Source organism: Methanosarcina sp. UBA5, assembly GCF_002505485.1.
GTDB lineage: Archaea > Halobacteriota > Methanosarcinia > Methanosarcinales > Methanosarcinaceae > Methanosarcina.
Map to the genome: position 1 here is coordinate 1 of NZ_DAVG01000055.1, position 20,921 is coordinate 20,921.

General features: G+C 37.7%; 12 protein-coding genes, 2 tRNA genes, 1 pseudogene and 2 CRISPR repeat arrays. Of the genes and pseudogenes, 6 read left to right on the forward strand and 9 right to left on the reverse strand.

Going from position 1 to position 20,921, the window contains the following annotated elements; genetic code table 11:
- Positions 1-394 precede the first annotated feature (394 nt).
- The 6 genes from cas3 to cas6 form a co-directional block, all read right to left on the reverse strand.
- Positions 395-2,701 (reverse strand): CRISPR-associated helicase Cas3', encoded by a 2,307-nt coding sequence (gene cas3, locus BP621_RS05580; RefSeq protein WP_292388426.1) that lies wholly within the window; start codon positions 2,699-2,701, stop codon positions 395-397.
- A complete protein-coding gene (gene cas5, locus BP621_RS05585; RefSeq protein WP_292388427.1) occupies positions 2,673-3,389 on the reverse strand; it encodes a CRISPR-associated protein Cas5 in 717 nt (238 codons plus the stop codon). Before cas5 ends, cas3 begins: the two co-directional genes overlap by 29 nt.
- Complete coding sequence (cas7i, locus tag BP621_RS05590; RefSeq protein ID WP_292388428.1) at positions 3,386-4,333, reverse strand: type I-B CRISPR-associated protein Cas7/Cst2/DevR; 948 nt, start codon at positions 4,331-4,333, stop codon at positions 3,386-3,388. The genes cas5 and cas7i overlap by 4 nt, the downstream gene beginning before the upstream one ends.
- Position 4,334: 1 nt before the next feature.
- On the reverse strand, positions 4,335-6,023 hold the full coding sequence (locus BP621_RS05595) for a hypothetical protein (RefSeq protein WP_292388429.1): 1,689 nt from the start codon (positions 6,021-6,023) through the stop codon (positions 4,335-4,337).
- A gap of 136 nt (positions 6,024-6,159) precedes the next feature.
- A CRISPR array of direct repeats spans positions 6,160-6,656; the repeat unit is 30 nt; unit sequence GTTTCAATCCCTACAAGGTCTGATTTTAAC.
- A gap of 93 nt (positions 6,657-6,749) precedes the next feature.
- Positions 6,750-6,947, reverse strand: coding sequence for a hypothetical protein (locus BP621_RS05600; RefSeq protein WP_292388430.1), 198 nt, complete (start codon positions 6,945-6,947; stop codon positions 6,750-6,752).
- Between the two features lie 99 nt (positions 6,948-7,046).
- A CRISPR array of direct repeats spans positions 7,047-8,865; the repeat unit is 30 nt; unit sequence GTTTCAATCCCTACAAGGTCTGATTTTAAC.
- Positions 8,866-9,114: 249 nt separating this feature from the next.
- A complete protein-coding gene (gene cas6 / locus BP621_RS05605) occupies positions 9,115-9,837 on the reverse strand; it encodes a CRISPR-associated endoribonuclease Cas6 (RefSeq protein ID WP_292388431.1) in 723 nt (240 codons plus the stop codon).
- Positions 9,838-10,283: 446 nt separating this feature from the next.
- Between cas6 and BP621_RS05610 the strand changes: the two genes are divergently transcribed.
- From BP621_RS05610 to BP621_RS05625, 4 genes and pseudogenes are all read left to right on the forward strand, one after another.
- Positions 10,284-10,357 (forward strand) — tRNA-Thr (locus BP621_RS05610).
- Between the two features lie 460 nt (positions 10,358-10,817).
- Positions 10,818-11,063 (forward strand): annotated as a pseudogene (locus BP621_RS05615) (PKD domain-containing protein); the annotation flags it as partial.
- A gap of 1,557 nt (positions 11,064-12,620) precedes the next feature.
- Positions 12,621-12,694, forward strand: a tRNA-Thr gene (locus BP621_RS05620).
- A 612-nt stretch (positions 12,695-13,306) separates the two neighbouring features.
- Positions 13,307-13,771, forward strand: a complete 465-nt coding sequence (locus tag BP621_RS05625; protein ID WP_292388432.1) for a peroxiredoxin — start codon at positions 13,307-13,309, stop codon at positions 13,769-13,771.
- Between the two features lie 307 nt (positions 13,772-14,078).
- Here the strand turns inward: BP621_RS05625 and BP621_RS05630 are convergent, their stop codons facing one another.
- Positions 14,079-15,047 carry a hypothetical protein gene (locus BP621_RS05630; RefSeq protein WP_292388433.1) on the reverse strand — a complete coding sequence of 323 codons (969 nt, stop codon included), beginning with the start codon at positions 15,045-15,047 and terminating at the stop codon, positions 14,079-14,081.
- Between the two features lie 157 nt (positions 15,048-15,204).
- The gene (locus BP621_RS05635; protein WP_292388434.1) at positions 15,205-15,948 is read right to left on the reverse strand and encodes a HesA/MoeB/ThiF family protein; all 744 of its coding nucleotides are present in this window, start codon (positions 15,946-15,948) and stop codon (positions 15,205-15,207) included.
- A gap of 473 nt (positions 15,949-16,421) precedes the next feature.
- On the opposite strand from BP621_RS05635, the gene BP621_RS05640 reads away from it, so the two are divergent.
- Together BP621_RS05640 and BP621_RS05645 are read left to right on the forward strand one after the other, a co-directional pair.
- Positions 16,422-17,936, forward strand: a complete 1,515-nt coding sequence (locus BP621_RS05640; protein WP_292388435.1) for an AAA family ATPase — start codon at positions 16,422-16,424, stop codon at positions 17,934-17,936.
- A gap of 189 nt (positions 17,937-18,125) precedes the next feature.
- Positions 18,126-19,889 carry a vWA domain-containing protein gene (locus BP621_RS05645; RefSeq protein ID WP_292388436.1) on the forward strand — a complete coding sequence of 588 codons (1,764 nt, stop codon included), beginning with the start codon at positions 18,126-18,128 and terminating at the stop codon, positions 19,887-19,889.
- Between the two features lie 54 nt (positions 19,890-19,943).
- Here BP621_RS05645 and BP621_RS05650 read toward each other — a convergent pair whose 3' ends face one another.
- Positions 19,944-20,687, reverse strand: coding sequence for a hypothetical protein (locus tag BP621_RS05650; protein WP_292388437.1), 744 nt, complete (start codon positions 20,685-20,687; stop codon positions 19,944-19,946).
- Between the last annotated feature and the right edge of the window lie 234 nt (positions 20,688-20,921).

The window sequence follows — 20,921 nt, forward strand, 5'->3', positions numbered from 1 at the left end:
TCTTGCTGTTAAGTTTAACGATAGTTCAGAAAACGCAACCGGGAAAAACTGGAACTGTATAGATAAAAACTATTGAACAGACCAGAATCCTGTACATACTTATGGATTTTAAAAATTTATGAGATACAGATCATAGTATACGTAGAAAAAGATACACTACCGTATATCCATATACTATAATTACTCTTTTTGTATGAAATAATCAGGACAAGGGTATATACATTTTAATTCTCAACTTTCAAAAGGGGGGGCAGTAGCCAGTAACAGGCATGACACAGATATGTTCATATCAATTACCTTAACTTCCTCTTTCACGTTGAATGTAATATGGCTTTTAGGAATATATTTCTTGGGCTTTCAGGGTAAAATAAGTCATTTATATGGATTACCATAATCAATTTCCCAAACGAGTTTTTGAAGGTGGTTCATTCGTAATTCCTGTTAAAGAATCATAATGTAGATTGATATAATGAATTTCTCCATCAATCTCGTCTCTGTGTTTATCGTACATCCATTTTGGTACCCTTAGGTGATAGCCAACACGTTCTAAGGCACTTAATTTTTCAACCTCATTTTTATATTCAATAGGGATACAGGTAGCTGTTGGAATATCCGATTCTCTCGTATAAGCAGAAACATCATCATCAAATAATCGGCCTGTGTAGAGAAAACGTCTTTGATCCATAGCATCGTAGACCAAACTTTGCGCTTTCTTTAGTCCCATCTCAATTTTTGACAGGTAACTTTCATTATACAATTCATTGACTAAAGTTCTCAGTTTCAGTTCATTTGGCTGTCTGCCTGCACCCTCAAGTAATGCCACACTGGACTTTATAACATCCATATCTTCATATGGTCTGGGGGTTTCAACCTGATATATACATACCGGACAAATCACATTCTCTGGACGATTTCGATTTACTCTTCCAAATCTTTGGATTAATGAATCAATAGGTGCTGCCTCTGTATGAAGCTCATCAAAATCAATATCAAGACTTACTTCAACTACCTGAGTTGTAATTGCAATGAACGGCCCATCAGGTAAGTTTTCCAGATAATTTTCTTTCACAGTTCTTTGGGTAAAGATAAATCTTGAGTGAAATAACATTACACTTTTTATTAGATTGTCAGAGTATTTAGATTGAAAGATTCCTTTCATTTTCTCAATTATTTCGCAAAATAGGTTGATACTTTTGTTTACAGTATTGACAATGACTAAAACTTTCTTTCCCAGCAAAAAAGATGAAATTACCTGATCAATACAGCTATCTATTGTATCCTCTTGAATGTTAATCTCAAGTTTTACCCTGCTGTTGTACTCCTCGTCTTCTATATGTGAGAATTTTCGCCTTGTTTTTTCTTCGATGGTTTCTCTTACCACCTTCGGAAGTGTTGCACTTATTACGCAAAACTTACTCCACTCACCGCTTATTTTCATAGCTTCAATTATCAAACCCAATGTGTATGGATCATAGGCATGTATCTCATCAAGAATAACCAGACTACTACGAAGTGCATCATTTCTTGTTTCCCACTGATTAGAATGGAAAAGGCTAAACAAAATCTGATCCACTGTTGAGACTGTAGCAGGGTAGAGGAAAGAGCTCATTTCTTTAATCTTATAATTAAATTGTTGAAATTCTTCAGCCTTTAGCTCTTCTTTTAGGAGATAACGGGACGTCCCGTGGACAAGAGCAACATTTTCGTTACCAAAAACATTTGCTAACCTATCTCTCATTTTGTTTGTAGTTGTCATTGTTGGAAGCAGGTAAAGTAGCCTGTGATTTCGTAAATTATTTTGACTCCAGAGCAAGCTTGCTTCAGTTTTACCCGATCCGGTAGGAGCTATTAGAAAAGCGTCTCCTTTCGCCTCTCCACATTTATTTTGAAAATCGCGCCATGTTATTTTTGTTCTTTCAGGTCTACCCTGTTTCCTATCCCGGTTTCTTGCTCTCTCAAGTGTTGCCTGTTCCAGAGGAGTTCTAATATCATTTATACTGAACTGCTTATTTAAATCAAAACCAGATCCCCACCAGTCGCAATAATGCATTCCAGCTTTCAGAAACGAAAAAATATCGCGCACTACAGAATCTTCAGGATAAATCTCTTTGAACTTTGAGAACTGGTAATTTATTATGTGATAATTAGGTTCGTCAAAGTGAGGGTAACTCAAAAGAGATTTTTCTGTTCCAAATATATCTAAGTAACGTTCACAAACAAAGCCTTCTAGACCCATCAGGTATTCATTAAAATACTTAAAGGGCATTTTTTCTTTATAACTAACGAATTTGTCAGGATGGAGACGCGAGTGATGGCTGGCTACTACAAGTGTTTCCAATTGAAGTTTAGGTACTTCCTCGTACAATGGATCATTTTTAATCTGAGCTTCAATAAAAGGTAAAGAATCAAGGGAATGAGATGAATCAGGAGCCTGCATTCCCCTTATTTTCAATTGAAACGGAAGAGTTCCTTTTCCATGATCATGGTATGCAATACAGTAAAAAAGCCCTTTAAACAGTCTGTCTTCACTTATAGAAGCTTTTTTAGCTAAGAGTTTTGCATCTACTGCCCGATGATTTTTAAACCTCTCAAATACTGTCAAGCAATCTGAGACATGGTTTTTGAGAGATCTTGGAGGATCGTTCTTGGCAAGTATTTCTAACTTTTCCAGATCAGAGAAAGAAAAAGTTGTACTTCCCATCTGTAAATCCTCCATCTTTGTTTAGGACAATTTTTAAATTTTTTAAGAATATATATTTTTTAAACCCTGCAGGCTCTCTTACTCCATTTTTCACAATAAAAGTTGAAGGTAGGAGTACTGTACTGTAAGGCTCAAAGTATCTTTGACTGCTCATATCAATCTCAAATCCTTCTTCAACAGGGTCAAATGGGAGAATAGTTTCTTCGAACTCTCCCGATTCGATAGGCTTAAGATTTATCTTTTCAACTGATTTTATTGTTATGAGCTCATCATCACGACCTAAACTTAGAGCATATACAGGATTGAGAAAGGCATTAAAGAGTCTCTCAAGAATGTCTTTTTTCTCAGATGCGTAATACACCATGTACTCAGGCTTGTAAAGAAGTTCCCTGACATATATGCTGCTTTCAATGTCGCTATCTTTGTATTTCTTGTATTTAACCAGATCTTCGGCTTTTCCAGCTCCTCCCAGATCTGAAGTTTTTGAAACATCAACTACTGCAACCCGTAGGCTTTTAAATTCTTTCCAGAGAGTACCTTCTGAAAGACCCAATGCAGCACCTGCAAACCCAATTAATGTTGTTTGAGGAGGGAACGGAAGAGTTCGATGTATTTTATGACTCTTTGGTTCCCGGAAGGAATTCAAAAGACCCTGAATGTGAAGCCGAATCGCATCCACACTGTTCACCTTATGTAGACACTTGATATGTCTTTTCTAATTAGGTTGAAACATTCATTGATGGGTAAAACGTCATCAAAGCTTTCTTTTATCTCCTTATCATTTGCAAAAAATCCGGGCAAATATCCAACATATGCCTTCTGGACTATGCTTTCGTTTGCATCAAAGGAACTTTTCAGAAGATTAATGTCTACAGAGTCAAGCTGATCAGGTTTCATGCGAAGAGTCTCAAGGAAAATTGGCCTTTTTGCGGTTTGCTTTGTATAGACAATAAACTTTGGCGAAATATCTGTAAGTAGCCTGCTCTGCTTTCCTCCTCCCCAGAGATGTTCTATTGCTGTAACCAACGTGTGCAGTCTTTTGACCTTAGTTTCAGGTTCTAATTCAACTCCTTCCTTTCCGTTAAGCTCAAGAGCATCGAACTTACCAACCCTGTCGAGCTCTATGAGTGTGTTTACACAGAAGTAGTTGTGTGTAATTTCAGTCTCAAACATTGATCCTCCAGCATCAGCTTTAACACGTGTTTGTTGGCTACTTCTGGTTCCAAGATCCCTGTCGTTCTGGAATGGGTACATTCCAATTGCAGATGCAACTCTTACTGAAGATGTCCTCTTTCTTGTGTCTCCTTTTACAGCCCGCATGTAACCAAACAGGTCATCGTCGATGTAGGCTACAGGATCGCATTCTGTAAAGTCAGGATTCTTTGTCTTTGCTTCTTTTATTTTCTGTTCATCACTGCGTGGGTCTTGCAGGGGAGAAATTTCCTGTCCTAATTCTACGAATTTATCTCTAATATAACGGCGGATAGCTTGTCCTGATATATATGGCAAGCTTGAGCCATCAGGCAGTGTTATTTTTTTAAGGGTTGAAATATTGTCTTCATTGAATCCACTGTTCGCATTCCCAATACTCATCTTAAATAAAAAAGTAATGTTGACGCAGTTAGAGTCCATCTTATCCCTCCATTGCTTCGGTTTTTTCAACTGTATTTTCATTTCCTTTTTCGAGTGAACTTCCTACTTCAGTTCCGTTTCCCTTTTTTGAAGGTGGATTTTTGGCAAAAATCGTGATTAACGACTTGTACTGTCTCCAGTTCTTCTCATCGAGTTTTAGCAAAAGTTCCTTCGGTATTTCAAGACGGCCTTTATACTTTTCATTTGGCATTTTGAACTGAGCACTGTTTAGGTTTTCCAGAAATTCTGTAAGACTTTTGGAGTTTCTCAACCCAAAAAGAACTCCTTTATCGTTTGTGAAGTAGCTAAATTTCCCGATCTTATCCCCAATAGTTTCGCATATTTCCACTATCTGTTCTTCCATACGAACTCCCTTGTTTACGCTTTTTATCATATAAATTTTAACAAAGTTATGAAGCCCTTTTACAGGCCTATTTTTTTCGAACGTGAACCTTTCTACTTCATCGGTAATATCGTGAAAATTGAGCAGTTTTTCCGAAATCTTTTCTCTATAGAGCACATTTGCACTACTGTATCCTTTTTTCCTTTCTACAAACAGATCGTTGAAAAGTTGAAAGAGGTCAGTTCCTTCTTCATCCTCGGTCACAAAATCAAAAAATTTAAAGAGGTCCCCAAACCGTGCAAACTCCAGTTCCTTTCGGAATTGCAGGGCTTGCTCGTTAACTCCAAAGCTTAAATACCACCTTTTTGATGCAAAACGCTGCCATGCAGAGTCATCCTTGAGTTCTCGCTGAGAAACATAATTCCTTATCGAGTTATACATTGAAATTGCGAGATAAACTAGGTTTTCACTTAAATAGTACGCAGAAATTTTCTCCTGAGTGAAATTACAATATAAATTTTCAGTACTCTTGGTTGGACTGTATGTTATTATATCCGTCCAAATATCTCTTAGCTCGCGAAGATTGTCTGCATGTGGTAGAGCCATGAACAGGTTTTTATCGTTGATATGATAGCGTACTATGTTGTATGCGGCGATAGATGCTGCTTCACAGTAACCGCACATGACAAGTTTACCCGCATGCATCGAATTAAAATTCTTGAGTTTAGTTGTAGAAGTAATCCAAGGATAGTTCACACCGCTTGGATTTATTCCCCTTTTAACAGACCTTCCACAAAAAGAACAATTGTTTTTTCCAGGCTCAATATCAAGTGTTGTATTTATTGAGAGTCTGGGTATCTCCATTGGAACATAGGCTTTGTCAGGCTCTTTCCCCTGTTTGGGACCTATCTTGGCTTTTTGATCCGTGTTTTCATTGAATAACTTTAGTTTGCTCTCGAATTTTTCCCTTAGATCGGGGCTCATTTCTTTAAGAAGAAGCTTGTTTTTAATTGAAGGAATTACCCCTGAGATTAAAGTTGAATGAAAAGGCGTAAAGTTAGTTTTCTGGTAAAGTTTGAACTCGCCATCGGTTTCATCATACCAGATGTCCTTATTTTGTGTCTCTGTAATGTAACTCTTATTAACTAGGTTATCAACCACCTCTTTTAAAAATGTAGAAACATCCTCTTTACTTGGGCTTTCAATAGTGAATTTTTTTGCTCTTACTGTTACTCCTAGTTTTTCTGCCAGTTCTTTGTTTTCTGGAGAATTAAATGCACGGAATAATGAAATTATTCCAGAGTCAATCCAGTAATTTCCAGATTCTTTGAATTCTGCTTCATACATACTAAAAGAACTCTGTATTTTAATTCCGCTATTACATAAAACAACAATAAGGCTAAAAGTATATGGACATTTGTAATTTTTAATATATGAGAATAATATAAATAAGCTTTATTCTACTCTAAAAAGGGAATAGAAAGCTATGATCCCTACAAGGTCTGATTTTAACTGTCTGGAATTCCTCAATTTTCAATTGCAGATGATTCGTTTCAATCCCTACAAGGTCTGATTTTAACAACAAATCTCAGCATTTGTTATTTTTGTCAATGCGTTTCAATCCCTACAAGGTCTGATTTTAACGATGTTTCAGTCCGCAGAGACTTCGCTCACAGGTCTGTTTCAATCCCTATAAGGTCTGATTTTAACGTTTATCTGCAATACTTTTGTATTTCTTTCTGTTTCGTTTCAATCCCTATAAGGTCTGATTTTAACCTCTGTAGTAATCTCTTCAGGCGGTACTTATATAAAGAAGTTTCAATCCCTATAAGGTCTGATTTTAACATGTCTGCTCGATCCAGTTCTGACATCCTACATGATGTGTTTCAATCCCTACAAGGTCTGATTTTAACCTCCGGCGACGAGGTATATAATTATTATCATGTGTAGTTTCAATCCCTACAAGGTCTGATTTTAACCTTCTTGCAAGATGGAGTGAGAAAATCTTTGAAATGGTATCTTTTTTCGAATCCGACAAACAAACCTTAATAAAAGAAATAGAAGGTTATACCCTTAAATAACCTTCTTAAAATATTTTCCAACCATAAGTTCTATTGACATTATATTGTAAACTGCCATTACAACCCCATCAATAAAAATAATCATATTATTTGAATTTATATGTAATGCATTCCAAAAAAATATATCAGTCAAAATAAAAAAAACGAAGTTTGAAATAAATAAAATTAATTTTTTAGTTTTTTTATCCATATCAAATCCTTCAAATTATTATTTATATTTATAATCCCGGTAGATCAAATACAAACCTTCGAGACAATACATTATTTTTTTTCCAATTCGTTCAATGATGTTTCAATCCCTACAAGGTCTGATTTTAATCTGTAGTTACCCTTGCGGCAGGAAACTGGGTTCGTAGTTTCAATCCCTACAAGGTCTGATTTTAACAATCTCCCACTTTGTAGTCAATGTGATTATCACTCACGTTTCAATCCCTACAAGGTCTGATTTTAACGAATTCTTTGAGACTTCTGAGGAGGGGCATAACTTTGTTTCAATCCCTACAAGGTCTGATTTTAACAATACATCTCCGGTTCTCAATACCTGCCTGGTATCCTGTTTCAATCCCTACAAGGTCTGATTTTAACCCAGTCTATGACCCTGGGAATAACTGCGCCTATCCGTTTCAATCCTACAAGGTCTGATTTTAACTTGATATAACAGGTTCTATACTTTCGAGTGCTGCAGAGTTTCAATCCCTACAAGGTATGATTTTAACGATCATGCTGGGGACTTTAGGCCTAATGCTGAACTGTTTCAATCCCTACAAGGTCTGATTTTAACGACACTTCAGGATGAGCTCTTACAGCTTGTTATTTTGTTTCAATCCCTACAAGGTCTGATTTTAACTATCAATTCACAGAAAAAGGGGCACTCAAAATACACGAATTTCAATCCCTACAAGGTCTGATTTTAATGGATCTCCTGTAACCGGATCTTCTGGTGTTTGAGTATGTTTCAATCCCTACAAGGTCTGATTTTAACACGTAATTAATTTTAAAGATACAGGAATAACCGCCGAGTTTCAATCCCTACAAGGTCTGATTTTAACCTTATGGATGTGATTCTTAAATAATCATCGAAGCTGTTTCAATCCCTACAAGGTCTGATTTTAACGTTTTTCTGATAAGCTGTTTTGCTCCATTGCAATAAGTTTCAATCCCTACAAGGTCTGATTTTAACCTTAACTGGTTTTCATAATGCTCATAACCTTCGTGAGTTTCAATCCCTACAAGGTCTGATTTTAACGATCACCCGCTTATAAATGTCCTTGATATTGGAATGTTTCAATCCCTACAAGGTCTGATTTTAACGATTGTGCGCGTGCGTATTGCGTGGAAGTTTAACTTCGTTTCAATCCCTACAAGGTCTGATTTTAACAATCCCGAAGAGGTAATCCTAGCAACGTATAACGCCGTTTCAATCCCTACAAGGTCTGATTTTAACATTCAGTCACAGCAGATTATATCCTGATTGTCCCTAGTTTCAATCCCTACAAGGTCTGATTTTAACTTTCCTGTTTTGTTCCTGTTTTGTTCCTGTTTTTGTGTTTCAATCCCTACAAGGTCTGATTTTAACGCCTGGCGTCGGGGTCAAGCTCCTCCGATGATACCTTGTTTCAATCCCTACAAGGTCTGATTTTAACTGTTAAATTAAAGGGGGCATTTGTTTTCCCACTTGTGTTTCAATCCCTACAAGGTCTGATTTTAACATTATAACCGAACCTGTTAACCTGAATGTAACCGCGTTTCAATCCCTACAAGGTCTGATTTTAACCTTTATACCCTCAAAATGTGATTGACGGAAATACCCTGTTTCAATCCCTACAAGGTTTGATTTTAACTGCTGCTTCCTCTGCCTGGGCCTCTTTTTTACGTGCGTTTCAATCCCTACAAGGTCTGATTTTAACAGGTTCGGGTAAATCTTATGCAGTAGCGCAGCGTATCTGCGTTTCAATCCCTACAAGGTCTGATTTTAACCGTTTTGTTGCTTCTGAAAATCACATATAGCTTATGTTTCAATCCCTACAAGGTCTGATTTTAACATGTCCAGGCCGTCGTCTGCGTCGTCTATCTCGTCCGTTTCAATCCCTACAAGGTCTGATTTTAACCAAGCTAATTTAACCGAACTATTAACCTTAAAGCTATACTCCTTTATTTCAGAATATGGCGCAGAACAAGGCTTTACTTAGAAGTACTCTTTTAAGTATGATATATAAATTTACTCTATTATTCAGATTTATGCTTTTTCCTTTCGTGGATCGTTCTTTTGAAGTACCCTTTATAAAGATCCACGAAAATACAGTTGATTCCTGTTTTTCATAGGGTTTTAAATTCTAAAATATAAATAATATCTAAAATTACATTATATCCATACACCCAAATCCCATAGCTGTCTTTTCACCAAGTCCTGCATCATATGCGAACTCAATTAACCTTGGATCTGCTTTTAAAGTTATATCCATTAAACTACAACGCCTATAACTATTGTTTATTGTTACACGTTTTTTCTTGAAATCTGTAACCTTCGCCTCAAAAAAGCCCGAATCGATTTTCTGGCCAGAAAACTCTTGGTATCTATCAAATAAGTTGTCTTTTAAATTTTCATAAAATTTTGAGTTCATCGGATATAGGTCCTCTTCTGTAAACTTATCTCCAACTTTCTCTTGTGTTTTTATGTATACAGGGGAAAGTGTTCTAAAAGTACAGCAATCTGTAAAACTTATTTTCGGCAACATCTCAACACTTTCCACTATGAAATCAATCCTTCTGTCTTTGTTACCTAGGTAAAAATCAGGAGAAGAGATAATACCTTTTGCAAAATTTTTTATAAACTCTGCATCAGGAGATGATATGATAAAATTAGATTTATGAAAATTCAAACCATTTCGATCTGGGATTCGGTCTTCAATACTCAAGTTTGAGAATGTATAGTGTTTAAACCCTTTATGGCTATGCAGCTCATTCGCAAAAGTTTCATTTGCAATGGCAAGCCGTTTGTAAAGTACTGACGCTAAACCGTACTGATAATCGTAATGAAGTGGATCAGGAGAAATCTTTCTGATATTTACTTTGAATCTCATAGAGAAGTATTGACCTGTACTATAATTATGCGTTTCGAAATGCAATATTTACTGGTAGTAAGGTTTATTTCTGACGCGAGTTGAGGCATCATAAAAGTAACAAATTATAAAAGACGAAATTAAACATCCCTAAATATTTATATAACTTAAAAAGAAATGATTTATATATTGGTTTTTCAACCCTAATATAATAAAGCCAATAAACGAAATTGGGCTATGAAACGAACTTTTTTGTTAAAATAAAGTCGAAATCGCTACATAGTGGCTTAGCGGTATAGCGGTTGATTCTTATCAGTAGATAGAGGATTTAAATCCCTCCGGCAACCTTGTGAAGTTGCTACCAAAAACGCTTATATATAAGCCAATTAAATTTACTTGTAATTATACAAATAGACGAAAAAGGGCTTTAAACACTCATTTCTATGGGGTCGCTATGAGGGAATCATGCCTCGTTGGCTCAGCCCGGTAGAGCGAGTGACTTGTAATCACTAGGTCGCGTGTTCAAATCACGCACGGGGCTTCTAAATCTTTGTTCAAAGTCCTCTTTTTTCGGTTAAAGAAGTGGTACAGTGGAAGTGGGTATATATAATGAGCTGATCCCAAAACCCATTTTTCCTCTCAATTATTAGAAACATTCAGGCTTTGATTCATAGTCATAAGCTCGATTAGTCACTAAAAACACAAAATTCAAAGTGAATTTTAGGATAGGCTCTATATTAATAACATGCTCCTTTTGTTAAAGTTTGAATTCGTAATCTTATGGGCCTATATTGCAGTCCAAACACCAAAAGCCCAGACATTAAATGAATATTTTTTTCGTAACTATTCAGCCTGGATAAAACAATATCAATAGCCGTTTTGTTAAAATTCAATGTGCCAATCTCTAAAAAGTAACAATATAGTTATGGCAATATGGGGAGGAATATAGTGATGATACCGACATTTACATGGCTACTATTGAAGTACCACAACTAAAACCACCTGTTGCTGCATTCTCAGCTTCTCTAAGGTCAGGAAAAATTCCACTAAAGGTGCAGTTTACTGACAAGAGTACAAACAATCCAACTTCATGGAAGTGGAGTTTTGGAGACAGGACATATTCAACAGCCAAGAACCCTGTACATAAATACAGTAAAGCAGGAAAGTACACTGTCAGCTTGACAGTAAAGAATACTAAGGGCAGTAATACTAAGACCATGTTTGGATATATTGTAGCCAAAAAATGAACTTCTAATTGGAAAAAATAATTAAAAAAGATTGGGACTAAAGAGGAATGGGAAATTTAATTTATTGAGTAGAGGATATTTAATTAAGTGCCAAGGTTATAGTCCCTCTATTATGTCTAAGCCTGTCTGGGGTATTTTGCTATTTGGGACAGCTTAAGTCATTATTAGTTGCCACAGATAGGGGGGTTCGTCGGACTTGTCTAAGTTAATTCTCATTATTAAGGAGTTTTCCCCCAATCTGTGGTAAAAGATAAGACGAAAGGTAAAAATGGTTGGACATCTTGGATGGCAGAACATATCAAAAACTACAGATAACGACGTCCAGAAAGCTTTAGTTTAATTTCTAATTTTCAAAAAGATCTTTCCAGTGTTTATGGTCGAAATATAATTCGTTTTTCCCTTGCTATTACCATTAATTGCCTTTAAATCTTTGAGCTTATTAAGGTTTCTGGAGATTGTGCTTTCTGAAATTTGTACGTGATCAGCTCAATTGCCTCATTATTTGAGTCGCTCCACTGCACCAAAAAGAATAAACACAATTGAAAAACACAAACCTACCACCAAAACGCAAGCCAGTTGATTTTTTGGGCTTCCGCTAAGTACAACGATGGCAGAAAGACTTATACCGATTATACATAAAATTGATATGTTTAATATAGTTCTGAGTATAGTTCTAAGTATAGTTCTTATCTTCATGGTTTATGCCTTTTTGTAACGATCTTGAAATGCCAATAAATTGCAATTACCTTGAAACTCAATAGAGATTGAAGAAACTATTTCCTTGGTATTATAATAATCGCTGTTTTTTTATTGCAATCAACTTGAAACTCACTAGAAATTGAAACGTGATCTGTAAGTAATGAATACTCAGAAGGCTTAAAATTGGGAAAAAAAGGGTTATCTAGCCTTAATGTAATCGCGGCTGTTATTTCCTATCTGATCTGTGGTTATGCGGTCTGGAAGTACAATTTAGACCCTTCTAGCGATTGTTTAATTGCTGTAGCCCTTTTAATTTTGAGCTTCACCCTAGATCTATAACTGATATTTCGTAGGAATAAAACGTGGCCGATTAATATATCGAATGGCTGGAAAAGCAAATTGAGTATTATACTCGTCAGAACGAGAAATATTGAAGAATACCGCGAATATTAATTTGCTACTGATTGCAATTACCTTGAAAACTCAAAGAGATTGAAACTATTTTCATATTGAAACGTATATTATAAGTGTTCCAAAATTGCAATTAACTTGAATCCAGACGGAAGATAGTTTTAAGAGTATACTTTATTCAGTCGAGTAATCTGCAATTTGATGCCAGGACGTGAACTTGTCCAATAACTGCAGAAAACTACACGACAATTGTTCCTAACCTCCTTTATTGTGGCTGTATCAATTACAGGTATCGTGGCGTTGTTGTAGTATGTCATTGGGGGTAGAACTTTGTGCAGTGGCTACCAAAAACGCTTATATAGGCCAATTAAATTTGCTAGTAATTATACAAATAAACAATAGAGGGCTTTAAACACTCGGTTCTATTGACTCCTTAGAGAAAATCAAGCCTTGTTGGCTCAGCCCGGTAGAGCGAGTGACTTGTAATCACTAGGTCGCGTGTTCAAACCACGCATGGAGCTTATCTATTTTTCAGTTTAAAGTTACTTTTTCATTGGAAAAGTTGATAAAAATACACTCATTTTTTATAGTTGATTGTCAATTCACGAATATAATCTAAGAAGGATTAATTCTATCGCTTTTTAATGGTGTTTAACAATGTCCAAAAAAACTTCTAAACCGATATCTCGTAGAGAACAAGATCAAATGAAACGCAATAGAGTGAATGATAACAAACCAGCATCGGGTAATAAAGGTATAATTGAAAAATGCAAGAACCTTCTCAAGAGAAAAAACTCGGAGAATTAAGTAAATAAGATTAAAAATTAATTTTACTAGGATTTCAAGTTAACCGTGCGCTTTATAGAGAAGAGAAACAGAGTTTTTATATTCATTTGAAAACTGTTGACCATTTAATCATTTTTATTTATATTACTTTTACTTTTGTTTTCCACAATTTTTAATCCGACCACTCTTCATGTTATTCTTTATAACTTATACTAGCTTTGAACCTTTTTTGCACTTCAATCGGTGCTTCTCGCTGTCAAAAATGTTAAACGGCCAGTAATGTTAAGCAGCCAGCAGACAGACAATTTATTAAACATAGGGTATTTTATTAAATTGGGGAAATTATCATGAGTAAGATTAAAATCGGGGATAAAATCCAGGATTTCAGGTTAAGAGACCAGGAACAGAAAGAGGTGCACCTATATGACTTCACTGGCAAGAAAGTGCTCCTATCATTTCATCCACTCGCCTGGACGAATGTGTGCGCAGAACAAATGAAGTCACTTGAGATAAACCACGAAATGTTCACCAGGTTGAACACGGTGGCTTTTGGCATAAGTGTGGATCCCATACCATCAAAAAGAGCCTGGGCCAGAGAACTGGGGATTACACACATCAAGCTTCTTTCGGACTTCTGGCCGCATGGGGAGGTTGCCAGAGCATATGGGATCTTCAGGGAAAAAGAAGGTGTCTCTCAAAGGGCGAACATAATTATCGACGGGGAACAGAAGGTAATATTCTTCGAAGAATATCCTGTACATGAACTTCCTGATATGGCAAAGATTGAAAAAGTTCTGAAACAGGGAACCTAAGGTTCAGTTCTAAAAACAAAGCAATAGAAGAGCTAATCCCAAAACCCATTTTTCATTCTTAACTACCGGAATTAATCTGATTGCTTTAATGATCTGAAGCCCGATTGGTTACTTAGAATGCGTGAACCAAAAAGGCAAATTTTGAGTTTTGGGATTAGCTCGAGAGATAAAATAAGTAATAAAATTACAGGAAGAAAGAAGGGGAAAGTAAACTACGAATCATAGAATGAAGGCGGGAAAAAGAAAAATGTCAGAAAACCCACCAGTTCAATAATTATTCAACTTTTTATCCACTTACTTATGTCATTTAATCCAATATAATTCCCATATTACTCAATTCCGTATCAATCCTCTCAAATAGTTCCCTTAGTTCTATCCTGAGCCTGCGGACCTCTACTTGCCAGATTTTCTTGGTAACCTGCTTGTCTCCCCCAGCTTTAACGGCTGCTATCCATGCATATTTTCTGGCGATTTTTGTGTTGTTTGAAGGAAAATGAAAAGTTTTTCCCGTTTTCTGGTTACTGTACTTTTCGTTGATCAGGAATTCGTATATCTCCTGAACTCTTTCAAGCAGTTTTTTTTCACTTTCGGAACCTGACGATCCAAAAAGCACAAGATTCCAGAGGCGGAACTGCACATTATGAAGCTCGAGAGAAAGTTTTTTAGAAACTGAGACTTCCAGCATCTTCCTGAATTCAAGATAAATGTCTGTGTTTCCGAAACCGGAAGGTAGAATGTTTCCAAGCGAGATCATAACGTGAATGGACTCGTGAAAAAGAATTTTGGCTATCAGGAACTCAACCCTCTCCTGCAAGTTCCAGAATTTATTTACAAGAGCCTCGTCCCAGAGCTGGTAAGGGTTAACCAGGATCATAGACCTGTAGACGATCCTTTTTTCCTTCTGTGAAACCAGGCGCTTGGGATAAAGAGTCATTCCCAGCATTTTTCCGAAAAACTGTATCCTGACGGCAAGATCCCAGCAGTATTCCCACTCCCCTGAACTTACACACTTTACTCTGTAGTAGTTTCCATCAAAGTGAACCTTCTCAAGCAGCCAGTACATATCTTTACTGTGTATCCTGATCAATGACTTTATCATGGATTCCCGATAGATTCGAATGTCAAAATAAGGTGCATTCGGGATAGAAGCAGGAAGTGAAGCAGGAAGTAAAGCAGGTGAGGAAATATTCAGATCCTGGAATCCATAAGACCATAAATTTGAGTTCCCGTCCAAACCATTGACTCCCTTCTCAACTGGAACGGTCTTCTTTTTCATCAAGTCCCCTCCTCACACAAGATCCCCTGTAATAAGTACCCTATAAGATATTATTACATACCCTACAAGATATTATTACTGAAGATATATATAAATTGGCCAATATACGGCAGGAAATCGAAATAAGGGTTTACCTGGACTTAAAACGATGAATCTCTCATTTATTTCTGCACTTTTCCTTTCTATTTCCACAGACTGGACAATTGTTTAGCTTTGAGAGTGAAATCTCACTGAAATTTCCTGAAAGCCCGTTCCAGAACAGGAGGCGGCCTTTCAGAAGCTTCCCCTGCCCTGTCAGGAATTTAATTACTTCGTTTGCCTGAATAGAACCGATGATCCCTGGGGTTGCCCCTAAAACCGGAAAAACTTCCTTTTTGGAGATGCGCGGGAAAATACAGTAAAAACAGGGAGTTTCTCCAGGCACTATTGTTGTTACCTGGCCGTCATATCCGGTAACTGCTCCATGGATTAAAGGAATCCTTCTTTTTATGGCAAGCCTGTTAAGCAGATGTCTAGTTTCGAGGTTGTCAAGCGCATCAACTATAACGTCACATTCAGGAATTAGAGAGTCAAGGTTTGATTCGGTAAGCATCTCTGATATGGTTTCAACCTCAATATCTGGATTCATAGAAAGCAGCTTTTCCTTTGCGGATTCTACCTTAAGCCGTCCAATGTCTTTTTCATGATGCAGGAACTGCCGGTTTAAATTGCTGGGATCCACGGAATCAAAATCTGCAAGAATTATCTTTCCGATTCCGGCTATTGTGAGATAGGTGGAAACCGGAGATCCTAACCCTCCTGCCCCGGCAACCAGCACTTTTGCATTCTTCAATTTTTCCTGTTTCTCTTCCCCAAAAAGAAGGATCTGTCGGCTGTATTTCTCACGCTCAAAATCATTCATGTAAAGCCTTCCGGAAATTTGATCGACTTCTGGATGTTGACTATTTAAGGACTAATGATCTGGACATTGATTAATTAAAATCTGGACATTGATTAATTAAAGTAACCATTCTCGTTATTGATCGACTTCTTTATGCATAACTTCTTCGGATGGTACTTCCGCGAATGGTAAAAGGTAGAAGGTGAAGGAACTTAAATCAAGGTGGAAACCAGACCAGCGCATGAAATCTGATAAAATCTGGGCTTCAGTATTAAAGCAGAAAGGTATATCACTAAGAAGAAACATAACCCGCAGACATATCGGTGGTAGGGATAAGAATTTTTAGAAAAATTAATTAAGGCAAGGCCCATAAAAATAAGGAGTTCATTTTTTACATTATTCTAACCGGCTATTGCAATTCACTATTGTAGCATCTTTCTGACATATAAAGGCGTGATGCTGAAAAAAAGAAATTTATAAAGGTTCTGGAATTTATGAGAGTTCTGGATTTAAAGAATACGGTCATCAATATCAAACAGGAGTTTTCCGACTACTTTAAAGAACGGGACGCTGAAATCAACGGGTCTCTTCTTGCACTCCTTTCCGGCGAACATATTCTTTTACTTGGTCCGCCTGGGACTGCAAAAACCCTGCTTGCAAGCAAAATCTGCGAAACTATCGAAGGGGGAAACTTTTTTCATTATCTTCTGACCCGCTTCTCCACGCCTGAAGAGGTATTTGGGCCGCTTTCCCTTAAGGCGCTTGAGAGGGATGAGTTCAGCAGGAGGGTGGAAGGTTACCTTCCAACTGCCCATATAGCCCTGCTTGACGAGATTTTCAAGGCAAATAGTTCCATCTTAAACAGCATGTTGACTGTACTGAATGAGAGGAAGTACCATAACGGCAAGGAGATCATTGAGGTGCCTCTTTTTACGGTTTTTGGGGCTTCCAACGAGCTACCGGAAGAAGATGAAAGCCTTGAAGCCCTTTACGACCGCTTTTTGTTCCGGTACAGGGTGGATTATATCCAGCACGAAGAAAATCTTGAAGACCTCATCTTCAAAAACACCGAGGATTTCGTACCCTCAACGAAACTCAGCATAGAAGATATTAAGGAAATTCAGAAGAAAGCAAGAGATCTCCCTGTTGATCCTGAAGTTCGGTCTATTATAAAGGCACTCCGTAGAGAACTCAGGAACTCAAATATTTTTGTCTCGGACAGGCGCTGGAAGAAAATTGTAAATGTACTCAGGGTAGCTTCAGTCGTAAACGGGCATGACAGCGTAGACCGAATGACTGCAGTCCTGCTGCAGCACGTGCTCTGGGAAGTGCCGGAGCAGAAGGAAGCGATCAGGAAGCTTATTCTGGACAGGGTTGTTTCAGGGGGTACGGACACCGGCAAACTGAAACTGGACGTTCTTGACCTGAAAAATTCCATATACGGTTGTTTGCAGCAGGAACTTCCGGATCTTGTAGCCTGTAATAAGTGCTACGAAGAAGAAAAAAGGACAACAGGCGGCTTGAAAAGCTCAAGGTTTTCAGGGATGAAAACCCAGAGGAACCTTACATTTGACAATGCTCTTGATCTGCTGAAACACCATACAGAATTTCCAACCCATACTTACAGTTTCGGGCTCGATTATAGCAATCTCAACAGTTCCCTTAGCTTCGAATCCCTGGCAGATCAATTCCGCAGGAAGTACGACTTTGAGTTCAAGATCAGCCTCGACTACGGAGATAAGAAACTCTATGAGAAAGAATATGAAAATTTGGAGGAGAGACTGAATTATTTTAAAAGGCAAATCCAGGAAGAAGAAAAAGCACTTGAGAACACTCTGAGGGAAAACCTCTGGGTTTCAGGGCAGGACAGCCAGGAAATCCTGATGAAATATCGCTCCAAAAATACTGATGTTTACGAAATTGCAAGCAGTCTAAATGAGGCAAGGCTCCTGCTCGAAAAACCCAGGGTATTTAATGTAACCATTGAAAAAGCAGAAGAAGTAGCCTGAAACTTAAAAATTTCTCGAATATATCTGAAAAAATCTCTGAAATACAACTGAAGAATCTCTGGCATATATCTGAAAAGTCTATGAAATATAAAAGACAACTTAAATAAAAATCTCTTAAAACTTATCAAAATCTCTCAAAACTTATCAAAATCTCTCAAAACTTTGGAGAATTTCCGGAAAAGGAAAAATATGCAGGAATTAAAAAGACGAAAGGAAGATTTTGAAGACATTCCCGGATCAGGCTCATCTTTATCGTTCAGCCATGCCTTCAATCCTTTCACAATATTGAATCTTGAGCTCAGGGAGGTTCTGGCAACTCCGCGAAGAATACCAAGACAAGTCAGGGAAGAAATTGCGGAAATTCTTATTTATGAGCTTTTTTCCAAAGATGGGTATGAAATAAAAGATGAAAAGCTATTTATGAGTAAATTTGGAGCTTTTTATCCGATCTTTCTCGGTTTAAGGGATTTCGGGGTATGGACTGAAATAAAAGCTCTTGCCGGAGCCAACAACCTGGCAGGCGTTTTTATCCTTAGGGCCCTGCTTGAAGAATTCTTTACACTTCTGGACGATTATGGGAAACTGGAGTCCGAATTTTCAAAAAAGTTCGCAAGAAATCTCGAAAAAAGCCTTAAAGCTCTAAGGAAGCTGATCGATGAAACTCAATCGGCATGGGAAAGAAACAGAATACGAGATATTGAAAAAAATTTCTGGCTGGAGGAAAATCCGGATGTATCCAATCGACAGGCAAATCCAGAAAGCAAACAGGAAAATTCTCTTAAACAGGAAGGTTTCCTTACACAGGAAAATCCTCTCAAACAGGAAAGTTCCCTGCAAGACCTCGATCATGAGAATTGGGAAAGTCCAGATATACAGGCTGGAAATGCTACGGGATCCGAAAGACTTGCTTCAATGACTCAGAACTTCATGTCTTCAGAAAAGGCAGGAGAGGCCCTGGATTCTGTTATAGAAAGCATAGCTGCAAAAATTGAAGAGCTTATCCCTGTACTTGAAGCCCACCTTGAAATGCTAGAAATTCTCTCAATGTTCTTTCCGGGCAGATCATGGGATTACTCTTTGAAGGCTCTTCACAGAGAATACTTTGAAAACCTTGAAAAATATGCCGCACTTCTTAAAAAGAGTTTGGACATTCAAGAGATTCTTGAACAGGTAGGAAGAATCGAACTTGAGTACGGCTCAAAAAAGCTGAATTTATCTCCGTACAGTAAAAGCGAAGTTCATTCGGTTACCTTTTCAGGTGATCTCCAGACATTACTTCCAGCAGAAACCGTAAAGCTAAAAAACCCTCTCCTGAAACGTAAATTCTATGCTGATATGCTTGAAGGAAAACTCCTGACCTACCAGCTAAAAGGGAAAAATTGGAACTCAGATAGTGCAGGGAAAAAGAGAAAAGGGCCTGTAGTTGCTCTTGTAGATACCTCGGCGTCGATGCGGGGAAGCTCAGAGATTCTTGCAAAAGCCGTAGTTCTGGCAGTTACGAGAAGAATGTTAACAGAAAACAGGGATGTTAAAGTGATTCTCTTCTCCTCAAAGTGGCAGACAGTTGAAATTGAGCTTACAAATAAAAGGCGGATGGGTGAGGAGTTTCTGGAGTTCCTGAAATTTACTTTCGGCGGCGGCACCGATTTTAATACTGCACTTCGTGCAGGTCTCAAGGCTATGAAAAACGAAAAAGCCTTTGAGGGAGCCGATCTCCTTTTCCTTACCGATGGGTTTTCCGAACTCTCTGAAATCCCACTTATTAGGGAATGGAATGAAATAAAAGTCGAAAGAAGAGCCAGGATCTTTTCCCTTATAATCGGAAATTATGATGCCGGGGGGCTTCAACAGGTTTCTGACCACACATATCTTATAGGGAATGCCGAAAACTGGGATGTCGGGGAAAGCCCTGCAAGTTTTGTGAAGGCAATAAGCAAACCTTACAGGTTTTAAATCCCAGGTATTTTTTAACTTAGTGCATTTCTTGGTGTTCAATGCCCTGGTACTTTAACGCCTGCGTTTGAAAAGTTTTTGCAGACCTTCTCCAAAATCTTCCAGGTCTTTCCGGGCTGGGGTCTGGCGCCTGGATATGCTTGAAAGAACAGCAAATGCGGCCTGTTTACTCCGGCTTGCCCCTTTAAGCAGCCCGATTTCGATCATTGCAACTATCAATTCGGAAATGATTTTGCGGTCTCTGGGGCTAAGGTTATTCCATTTTTCATTGAGTTTTTTCGAGGAATCCACTATCGATTCTTTTCCTTCGGATGCCATTGATGAGGCTTTTGAGGAAGCTACTTTTGAGGCACTTATTATCTGCTTCCTTCCATGGGAAGCCGTTTCCATAAAGACTTTGAAAGCATTCCTTGAGATCTTCTTTATTCTTGCTCTTTGATTAATAGGGATCTCCTCTCCCGATGTCTTCCGGAAATCACTTTCAGAGCCTTTGCTTTCCAGAATTTTACGGACCTCTTTAAAGATCTCGAAAATCTCCTCTTCAGACCGCGTTTTAAGGTATTCTTTGAGTTTTTCTAAAAGTTCTGAGTCAATTCCTGAATCCGATTTAGAAGAAGGATCCGGATCGCGGAAAAAGTCCTCCTCTATCTCAACGTCATCTACCTCAACGAAATCAGCATCAATTATAGGATTAGATCCAAAGATAGCTTCACGTGATGAAATTTTCCTGGATTCGGATTTATTCCGGATCTTGAAACCTGCATCTGAAAATCTGTCAAATACTCTGTCTTTAAGCAAGAAAACGCACTCCTTCCTGAAAATAAATGCCTTCCTTCTTAAAACAAAAACTTTACTTGCACGGGAATAGGTCGTAGCTGGTAACCTTGCATCAACTCGCTGTTAAATACAAGATTAACTTAATTATCTGCATATCAATTTAATTACCTATCAGGAGTTTAATTTTAAGACTTGATATCTTTTTCTGTTCATTTCTTTTCAGCAGAGTCTCAGCTTCCAGATCTTACTGGGAAA